The 6,568-nt window shown below is 67.5% G+C and carries 6 protein-coding genes; 4 read left to right on the top strand and 2 right to left on the bottom strand.

Annotated elements, in window-relative coordinates:
• Nucleotides 1–415 (bottom strand): glycosyltransferase (locus tag ACPYOM_RS20310; RefSeq protein WP_481347333.1); only part of this gene is annotated, 415 nt, incomplete at its 3' end.
• Between the two features lie 92 nt (nucleotides 416–507).
• Here ACPYOM_RS20310 and ACPYOM_RS20305 point away from each other — a divergent pair.
• Together ACPYOM_RS20305 and ACPYOM_RS20300 are read left to right on the top strand one after the other, a co-directional pair.
• Nucleotides 508–1,686 (top strand): DegT/DnrJ/EryC1/StrS family aminotransferase, encoded by a 1,179-nt coding sequence (locus ACPYOM_RS20305; RefSeq protein ID WP_481347332.1) that lies wholly within the window; start codon nucleotides 508–510, stop codon nucleotides 1,684–1,686.
• A complete protein-coding gene (locus tag ACPYOM_RS20300; RefSeq protein ID WP_481347331.1) occupies nucleotides 1,683–2,303 on the top strand; it encodes a sugar transferase in 621 nt (206 codons plus the stop codon). Before ACPYOM_RS20305 ends, ACPYOM_RS20300 begins: the two co-directional genes overlap by 4 nt.
• A gap of 78 nt (nucleotides 2,304–2,381) precedes the next feature.
• Here ACPYOM_RS20300 and ACPYOM_RS20295 read toward each other — a convergent pair whose 3' ends face one another.
• The gene (locus ACPYOM_RS20295; RefSeq protein ID WP_481339481.1) at nucleotides 2,382–4,196 is read right to left on the bottom strand and encodes a polysaccharide biosynthesis protein; all 1,815 of its coding nucleotides are present in this window, start codon (nucleotides 4,194–4,196) and stop codon (nucleotides 2,382–2,384) included.
• 314 nt (nucleotides 4,197–4,510) lie between these two features.
• Between ACPYOM_RS20295 and ACPYOM_RS20290 the strand changes: the two genes are divergently transcribed.
• Complete coding sequence (locus ACPYOM_RS20290) at nucleotides 4,511–4,741, top strand: hypothetical protein (RefSeq protein ID WP_481347330.1); 231 nt, start codon at nucleotides 4,511–4,513, stop codon at nucleotides 4,739–4,741.
• A gap of 104 nt (nucleotides 4,742–4,845) precedes the next feature.
• Nucleotides 4,846–6,568, top strand: a 1,723-nt coding sequence (locus tag ACPYOM_RS20285; protein WP_481347329.1) for a hypothetical protein, incomplete at its 3' end; no start/stop codon positions are given.

Genomic DNA, 6,568 nt, shown 5'->3' with positions numbered 1-6,568 from the left:
GATCCAGAACGTGGACCACCGACGGGACCCCGAAGGCATACCGCGCGAGCAGCTGAGCGCCTCCCACGGTGACCGGCGAGTAGTTGACCCACAATGCATCCAAGTCTCGCAACGCCGGATAACCGTTCACCATCGACGAAGCCCCGAATGAGCTGTAGTTGGCGACTCGACGTAGCGCCGAGCTGTCATGGCTGGGGTACAGGGCGACACGATGCACGTCGACGCCATCGCACTCCTCCACGAGATGTCTCTGAAGCGAGTAGCCGTCCGCGAGGCGGCCCGTCGGGTAGTTCGGGAAGCCCGTCAGGACCCGCACTTGGTGCCCACGTTCCGCGAGACCGCGCGCCAGGACGCCGGGAAGCGCCGCGGGTCCCGGTTCCGGGTCGTACCACTGGGTGAGGAGCCCGAACCGCATGCTCCACTCCGTCCTCTGACGCTGGCAGGTCGCGGGGCCACGACCGTCCCTTACAGGGCATATCCTACATATGACCCATATGCCGTATTGAAGTGGAAGAGGGCGCCTTGAGCGCGACAGAGCCTGATTTCCTACCCTTTGCCCTCCCCGACGTTGGGGAAGCGGAGATCGCCGCTGTCGCCGAGTCGATGCGCTCCGGCTGGCTCACCAGCGGCCCCCGCTCGGCCGCGTTTGAGGCCGAGTTCGCCGCGTTCATAGGCGGCGACGTGGAGGCCGTTGCGGTCAACTCGGCGACTGCCGGCCTGCACCTGGCGCTTGAGGCCCTCGGCATCCGCCCCGGCGATGAGGTGATCGTCCCTACCTGGACGTTCACGGCGACCGCTGAGGTCGTGCGATACCTCGGCGCCCATCCCGTTATCGTCGACGTCGATGAATCGACATTGAACATCGATCTGGATGCGGCCAAACGAGCCGTCACCGCTCGGACTCGCGCCATCATCCCCGTTCACTTCGCGGGACTGGCGGTCGACCCGGATGCGCTTCGCCGATTTGCCGACGAGCACGAACTCCTGATCGTCGAGGATGCCGCACACGCACTGCCTTGCGTGGGTGGCGGGACCATGGTCGGCGCGGGCGAGTCCGACGCCGTGGTCTTCAGCTTCTACGCGACCAAAACCATCACGACGGGTGAAGGAGGAATGGTCGTGACCCGAAAACCTGCCGTCGCCGAGCGCGTGCGAACCATGCGCCTGCATGGCATCAACCGAAACGTCTTCGACCGGTACCGAAGCACCAAACCATCGTGGCTTTACGAAGTCGTGGCTCCGGGCTACAAGTACAACCTGCCTGACCCCGCAGCCGCGATGGGTCGGGTGCAGCTGATGCGGGCCCACAGTATGCGTGATCGGCGCGCCAGCATCGCTGCGCAGTACGACATCGCTTTCGCCGACCTTCCGCTGCACTTGCCTGCCCGCGCCACAGGGGATGATGTGCACTCGTGGCACCTCTACGTGGTCCGCTCGGACGATGCTGCGCCCATCGATCGCGATGGTGCCATCGAGCAACTGGCCGGACTTGGAGTCGGTACCAGTGTTCACTTCATCCCGCTACACCGCCATCCCTATTGGCGGGAGTCCTATGACCTGAGGGACGTCGACTTTCCGGTGGCCACGCGCTCCTTCACCCGCGCCCTCAGCCTGCCGCTCTTCTCCTCGATGACGAGTGCCCAGGTGGACCGCGTCATCTCCGCGGTCCGAAGGGTTTTCGGATGAGCGGGCTCATTGCGCGAGTGTCCCGTGCAGCAAAGCGCGTTTTCGACCTGACCATGGCGACGCTCCTACTGGCGTCGCTCTCCCCTGTGCTCGCGGTGGTCAGTGTGGCCGTCCGCCTGGACTCCCCGGGTCCTGTCTTCTTTCGCCAGGAGCGAGTTGGCCTCAACGGTCGCACCTTTCGAATCCACAAGTTCCGGACCATGTGGACGAAGCACGACGGTCGGTTGCTGAGTGCGGCAGGCGATGCCCGAGTCACGCGCGTGGGCAGGTTCTTGCGCAAGAGCAAGCTCGACGAGCTGCCGCAGCTCCTCGATGTCCTCCGAGGCGACATGAGCCTCGTAGGGCCACGGCCTGAGGTCCCGGTCTACGTGGAACAGTGGGCGCCGGAGCTGCGTGAGCTCATCCTCTCGGTTCGGCCCGGTATCACGGACCCGGCCAGCATCCAATTCCGCAACGAGGCCGACGAGCTCGCTCTGGCGCCCGACCCCGAGACCTACTACGTCGAAGAACTGCTACCGCGCAAGACTGCGGCCTATGCCGAGTACGTGCGCACGCGATCCATGGCGAAGGACATTGTCGTTCTCGCGCAGACGGCCCGCGCGGTCGTCGCGAGCTGATCCCGCAGGCTTCGAGCCGCGTTCACCGCAGTCGGTCTCGGGCAGGCACCGTGGACTCGAAGAAGAAAGCCTTGCCGATCAGCCTCGGGACGGCACCGAGGGCTCGACGAAGAACGCCTCGCGCTGCATAACGTCCAGGATCTCCAACCCATCCATGGGCTGCGCCAGCACCAGCGAGCGTCCGATCGGGGGAACACTCACGCTGTCGACGAGCGGGTGGCCCGTCGCGTGCCGGTGCTCGTTCAGGGCGAAGAGCTCCTCGCCAAGCTTCTCGCCCGGTCGCAGGCCGGTGAAGACGACCTCGACGTCGCGGCGCCCGCTCATCCGGATGAGCGTCTGGGCCACCTCGAGGATCTTCACCTGCTCGCCCATCTCGAGGACCATGACCTCGCCGTCGGTGCCGATCGAGGCGGCCTCGAGGACGAGCTGGCAGGCCTCGGGGATGAGCATGAAGTAGCGGCGCACCTCGGGGTGGGTCACCGTCACGGGGCCGCCCATCTCGATCTGGGCCGTGAACGCGTGGACGACCGAGCCGCGGGAGCCGAGCACGTTGCCGAACCGCACCGACACGTAGCGGCCGTCGGCTCGCCGGGCGAAGTCGGCGGTGAGGCGCTCCGCGAGACGCTTGCTGTAGCCGAGGACGCACGTGGGGTTGGCGGCCTTGTCGGTGGAGATGTTGACGAACGTCGAGACCCCGACGCGCTCGGCCGCTGTGAGGACGTTGAGGGTACCGACGACGTTGCTCTTCCAGGCCTCGAGCGGGTGCGCCTCGAGCAGCGGCAGGTGCTTGAGGGCGGCGGCGTGGAACACGACCTCGGGCCGGGTCCGGTCGAAGGCCTCCGCGAGGGCGGCGGTGTCGCGGATGTCGGCCAGGACGAGGTCGTCGGAGTCGAGCAGGCCGTGCCCGGAGAGGCTCATCTGGGTGGCCTGCAGACCGGACTCGTCGCGGTCGAGCATGAAGAGGCGCGCCGGGCCGAACCGGGCGATCTGCCGGCACAGCTCGGAGCCGATAGACCCCCCGGCACCGGTGACGAGGATGCGGCGACCGGAGATCTGCTCGGCGATCGCGGTGGTGTCGAGCTCGACGGGGCGCCTGCCGAGCAGGTCCGCGACGTCGAGGTCGCGCAGGTCGTGCGAGGTGGGACGCCCACCGATGATGTCCTTGAGCGGCGGGAGGCTGACGACCTCGAGCCCGGCATCGGCGGCGCGGGCTGCGAGGTCGCGCAGGGTGGCGGCCTCGGCGTTCGGCAGGGCGACGACGAGCGTGTCGGCGTCGAAGCGCTCGGCGACCTCGGTGAGGTCGGATCGTGTCCCCCGCACTCGGACACCCTCGAGACGCAGGCGGTGCTTGCCCTTGTCGTCGTCGAGCAGGGCGACGGGGACGAAGCCGCTCGCGTCGTCGTACTTCATGCTGCGCACGAGCCGGCGACCGGCCTCGCCGGCGCCGAAGACGATCGCCTTGCGCTCCGCGACCGACTGCGTGGCGCGGTGCGAGCGAACCGTCCGCACGACGAACCGCAGCGCGAACATGGCCGCGAGTGCGAGCGCCGCGGCGGTCAGCGGCACGCCACGCGGGACCACCGGCGGCTCCACGAGGAGGCCGACGAGGAACAGCAGCGCCCCGACGACAGCCGTCGTCGTGGTCAGCTCGACGACCTCCTCGAACGAGCCGAGCAGGTGGCTGATCGAGTACGGCCCGACGACGTAGCCGAGGACCAGCTGTCCGACCATGGCCGCGAGCGCGAACCAGGCCGCGCCCTGGACGAAGGGGTTGTTGAGGCTGAAGTCGAGGCGGATCCACAGGGCGACGAAGATCATGACGACCCAGAGGACGGCGTCGACACCCGCCCAGGCCAGTCGAACCCAGCGGGCCCTGCGAGTCTTCGCCGTCACCGTCTCATCACCCTGGTACCCCTGGTTCCCTGCAGTCCCCGAAAGGCGTCGGGCCGCTCCTTTCGGGGCGACGCCACCCGACTGACCTGGAGCGGGTCAGCCGAAAACGGTCATTCGACGCGAGCCCATGCTACCTGCGCGAACAGTACAAACGACGAATTTACCTTCTTCTACACGATTCGGACATCTGGACGAAGCAAAGCAGCGGCCCCACCGGCACCTGGCCTTCTCCCTGCCGCGGACTAGCCGGCACTACCCTGCGATGACCCCGTCCGCGCGGGGATTCCGACGTCGAGGTCCGCTGGAGGGGCACGATGCACACCCGCAAACTGCGCTCGCGACTCGCCGTCGAAGACCTGGGTAGGTTCTGCCTCACCCAGCTGGGGGCCCTCTGGCTCGCGCCGGCGGTTGGTGCCCTCATCGCAGGTGCGAAGTGCGAATGGCTCACCGGTGAGTACCGGGCCCACCTCGACATCGAGGGGGCGACCGGCGACGTGGAGAACGCGGTTCGCGATCGCCAGGGCCGCGCGGTGTTGGTCCGTTGAGCGGGCTGAGTCTCGGCTCTCGCCCTGAGCGTTACTCCTGTCCCCTCGCACTTACGCTCGGGCTGACAACTGCGGCAATTGTCGCCGCCAGCCGGGCGGCGTGGTTGGCCACGCGTGGTCTGGACCTCACGGACGAAGGCTTCTATCTCAACACCATCAGCCATCCCGCTGATGATCGCTCCACCATGCTGCTGTTCGGCTACGTCTATCACCCCCTCTACGTTCTCGTAGGCGGCGACGTCGTCCTGCTTCGGTGGATCGGCATGGGGCTCTCCTTTCTTGCAGTGGCGTCACTCGCCTGGGTGGTTCTCGGCACACCGGCTCTGACCGGCAACCGTAGGCTGCCCCGCCTCCTGCGGGCAGGAGCGAGCGCAGGACTGGGTGCCACAACCTTGGCCACGGTGGCGCAGATGCCCATGACACCCGGGTACAACGCTCTTGCTCTACAAGGCCTCGCCGTCGCCATGACCGGGCTTGTGGTCGTGGGGACACGCGATGGGACGCCCCGATCGCTGGGAGCGGCCCTCCTGGGTGTCGGCGGCTGGCTGACCTTCATGGGCAAACCGACAACGGCCGCCGCCCTCTCGGCCATAGTCGTCGGCTGCATTCTCGCGCTCCCGGGACCATCGCGACGGTCGCTGTGGATCGCTCCTCTCGCCAGCTGCGCTTCCGCTGGCATCACGTTGATCATGTACGGCTTGTCGCCGTCTGAACTCGCTCGAGTGCTGTCTGCCGGATTCGCCACCTCCCAGGCTCTGGGTGGCCATGACAGCCTCGTGAGGCGCGACCCGTTCCTTGGACAGCCGCTGACGCTGGTCCTCCTGCTTCTCGCTGTGGCCGTCGCTCTCGGAGCCGTATATGTCGCCACCCGAGCCACCCGCCTGTCCCCCAAGAGCTGGAGACGCCACCTCGGAGAAGGATTCGCCTTCCTGACTCTGATGGCCGGCCTCGGGGTGATCGCGTACTCCTTGGTGTGGCGCTGGGAGCAGCGGCCCGCCAGCACGCCGCTCGCGGCGACCGATGCCGCGTCCAACCTGTTGCTCGCCACAGCCACGGGCATCGGGGCGGTCGCCGTTGTGACGTGGTCACTCTTCCGTGGAGACCGCACCCGAACAGGCTTGGTGCCCCTGCTGGGCCGCATTGACCGCCTCCAGGTCACGACGGTCGGGGCGCTGCTGTGCATGCCCCCTGCCTACGCTTTCGGCACCAACGTGAATCTGTGGGCCGCTCAGGGTCGCGCCGCCTGCTTCTGGCTCCTCGCGCTCAGCGTCCTGCTCGTCCGATTCTTCGGCACAGGACGCCTGCGCTTGGTATGGGTGGCGCCCACGATCGCTGCAACCACGCTGCTCATTGCCACACTGGTTACCGCGGCCGCCGCTCCGTACCGTTACGCGCCTCTGTCTACCGCCACGATCGAGACTCGAGTCGGAGGGGGCACGATCCGCCTGACGGGCGAAGATCACCAAGCCGTGAGTGCGCTCGGAGCCCTTGCCCAACGGCTCCACATCGACGAGCAGACTCGCGTGCTGGATCTCACCGGTGACTCTCCAGGTTCGATCTTCATCCTGGGCGCCCGAGCTGTAGGCCAAGGATGGATCATCGGCGGGTACCGCGGGAGCGAGCCGGCCGCGCGGCTCGCCATCGAGAACGACCGGTGCAGCGTTCGGAACGCTCTTCTACTGGTGTCACCCTCGGCTCCCAGGGCGGTCTCGGTGCGGGTATTGGCAGCAGCCGGGCTGGCCCTGGAACGGGACTACGAGCCAGCGGGCGAGTTTCCTCGTGTGCGTGCGTCCTCCGCGGGCGCCCGCCTGGCGGAGACCGTCATGG

It is taken from the genome of Monashia sp. HAY1-2A, from assembly GCF_056755315.1.
Note: the sequence above shows the minus strand (reverse complement) of the source record. Positions and strands in the feature narration are given on the sequence as shown.

Coding starts and splice junctions, on each gene's coding strand:
- ACPYOM_RS20300 (WP_481347331.1), top strand. CDS start 1,683: ATGAGCGGGCTCATTGCGCGAGTGTCCCGTGCAGCAAAGCGCGTTTTC.
- ACPYOM_RS20290 (WP_481347330.1), top strand. CDS start 4,511: ATGCACACCCGCAAACTGCGCTCGCGACTCGCCGTCGAAGACCTGGGT.